2 protein-coding genes are annotated in these 2,332 nt (G+C 65.9%); one reads left to right on the top strand and one right to left on the bottom strand.

The features are described 5' to 3' along the window. The first annotated feature begins 169 nt into the window (after nucleotides 1–169). The gene (locus tag ACWDA7_RS52095) at nucleotides 170–604 is read left to right on the top strand and encodes a hypothetical protein (RefSeq protein WP_450615147.1); all 435 of its coding nucleotides are present in this window, start codon (nucleotides 170–172) and stop codon (nucleotides 602–604) included. 15 nt (nucleotides 605–619) lie between these two features. On the opposite strand, the gene ACWDA7_RS52090 is transcribed toward ACWDA7_RS52095, so the two are convergent. Continuing rightward, nucleotides 620–1,852 (bottom strand): PP2C family protein-serine/threonine phosphatase, encoded by a 1,233-nt coding sequence (locus tag ACWDA7_RS52090; protein ID WP_450615145.1) that lies wholly within the window; start codon nucleotides 1,850–1,852, stop codon nucleotides 620–622. Between the last annotated feature and the right edge of the window lie 480 nt (nucleotides 1,853–2,332).

Below are 2,332 nucleotides of genomic sequence, written 5' to 3'. Positions count from 1 at the left end.
CTGACCAGCCGCTGCAGCTCAAGCCCAGTCACTTTCACCCAAGCCCCGAGCAGGCACCGGCATGCCCTCGGCTGCTGTGATTTTCCGGCCAGAGGGCCGGAGTCAGAACACTCCGGCGCCGGCCGTGTTCAACAGGCCTTCAGCAGCATCCGATGGATCCGGCTGGCGCATGGGGCAGCGGAGGCCGTGGGAGGTCGATGACGGGCTGTGGGAGCGGATCGCTCCGCCACTGCCAGCGATCCTCGTGCTGCAGCAGGTCCTGGTGCTGGAGAACCTCAGCGACCGGCGAGTGCAGGCCCAGTTCGACGGCGACCTGGTAGTGGCCGATGAGAACAGGCGGCCCAGCGCCGTCGGCGTGCTCTTCCAGGAGCCGGGCGAGGAAAGCCCGGAGGTCTATCTGCAGCGCGACTTCACCATCAAGAAGATGTCGGGGAACTTCACGGCGAAAGAAGCTGGCCGGGAACTGTCGCACAAGGTATTCGGCATGGTGACGGTGGAGGACGACCGCGACAACGGGAGTACAGATCGTTGGGACCTCGTGCCGACCGGCTGCCCGGTCCAGCCGGTTCCCGGCCGTGAGGGCTTGTGGACGATTGCGCCCTAACATATGACCGAGGGCTCAGGGCTGCGCACCCTGAGCTACAGTCTGCTGCCGTCGCGTCGGCGCATCCACTGGGTTTCGCGCGCAAGGGGCATCCCATTCCCTGCTCCGGACGGCATAGCGGTGCCGGGCAGTCTGTCCGTCAACCGGGGCTCGCTCGTGTGGTGTACCCACAACGAGCTGGCGTTCGATTGCGATCAAGGCGGCGTCGTCGCCGAGCCGTCCCCCGACGTGGTTGAGGAGGTCGCCGCGGATGTGGTCGAGGAGCGCCGCGGGTTGGCGGTAGTTCTGAGGGATGAGCCGCTTGTCGAGCGGGTAAAAGGCGCCGTCGGCATTGCGGGCCTCGATGGCACCGTCGGTGTAGAGGAGGAGCGTGTCTTTGGCACGTAGGCTGAAGGTGTCCAGGTGGTAGGTGGTTTGCGCCAATGCGCCCAGGCCCAGCGGGGGCGCGGGTTGGCCGGCTTCCAGGGTCACGACGTCGTTCGCACGCAGGAGTAGCGGCGGGGGGTGTCCGCAGGTGACGCTCCGTACGAGGGGCTCGGCGTCGGGGATTTCGAGGATGACGGCAGTGACGAACGTGTCTTCGGCCTGTTCGGCTTCCCCGTCTTCGGGCCCGTTGCTGTGGACGGCTGAATCCAGGTAGGCGGCGAGTTCCGGCAGGGTGGCCAGCCGGCGGGCGGCGTCGCGGAACGTGCCGATGATGTGGGCAGCGGCGCCGACCGCCGGCAGGCCCTTGCCGCGAACGTCGCCGATGATCAATCGTGTCCCCGTGGGCGTGCGCACGGCCGTGTACAGGTCTCCGCCGATGCATGCTTCATCCTCGGCCGCCAGGTACACCGAGGCCAGGTGAAGGGGTCCCAGTCGGTGGGGCAGGGGAGGGAGTATGGCGCGTTGAGCGGTCTCGGCGACTGCGCGCACCTGGATCAGCTCTCGCTGTCTGCGTTCCGCCAGGTATCGGGCGGTCGTGACGGCCACTGAGGCCGCAATCAGGGCAGCCACCTGTGGCGGGTTCACCGACTCGTGGACCAGGCAGACGGCCATCAGGGCCCACACGGCCGTGATCGTGACCAGTGCGGTCGCCCGCGAGCTCGCGTACCAGGCGGTTATCGCAGGCATCATGATCAGCAGGTCGCCCAGATGAACTGACTGCGGCACCTGAAAATCAATGAGCGTGATCGTCGCAATGAGCAGCAAGGCGACCGTCGGCACAGATCGTGATTGCGGCAACTCACCCGGGCGGGCAAGTGACATAAAGGTTCTAGCTCCCCGCCGCACCCGGTGTAGCTCGTGCATGCGACGTGGAGCCCTATGCGAAGGATCGCGGAACGTGAGCGCCAAGTGTTACTCCGTGAGCATTAGTCCGTTTTATCGATTATGATGAGAATATCAGTCTATAGGGCGTACAAGGGGCCGCGGCGTGCGGCGATGCCCGTGAGGTCGTCCAGGGTGGCCAGGCGTGTTTCGACGGGTTCACCGGGTCTGACCGATGGCCCGATTGAGGGTTTCAGGGAGGGGTGATGGCCTTCTGGGGAAGCGTCTCTAATCAGCTAAGCGATCCTGAGTTGGATTGAGTTTCCGGGATCGTTTCCCACCGTGGTGGGGAGGCATGGGCGTGGAGGTGGAATCCCGCGCCCAGTGCTGCTCCTCGTGGCCGGTGGCCGGTGGTGGGTGTACTGATCGTGTTCACGTCCTGGTGCCGGTCGGCTGCGCGGGGCAGTTGGGTCCGGCCCG

It is taken from the genome of Streptomyces sp. NPDC001156 (assembly GCF_053598275.1).
Note: the sequence above shows the minus strand (reverse complement) of the source record. Positions and strands in the feature narration are given on the sequence as shown.

Excerpts from the sequence above, each read along its gene's own strand:
- ACWDA7_RS52095 (WP_450615147.1), top strand. The coding sequence starts at position 170 with ATGGGGCAGCGGAGGCCGTGGGAGGTCGATGACGGGCTGTGGGAGCGG.
- ACWDA7_RS52090 (WP_450615145.1), bottom strand. The coding sequence starts at position 1,852 with ATGTCACTTGCCCGCCCGGGTGAGTTGCCGCAATCACGATCTGTGCCG.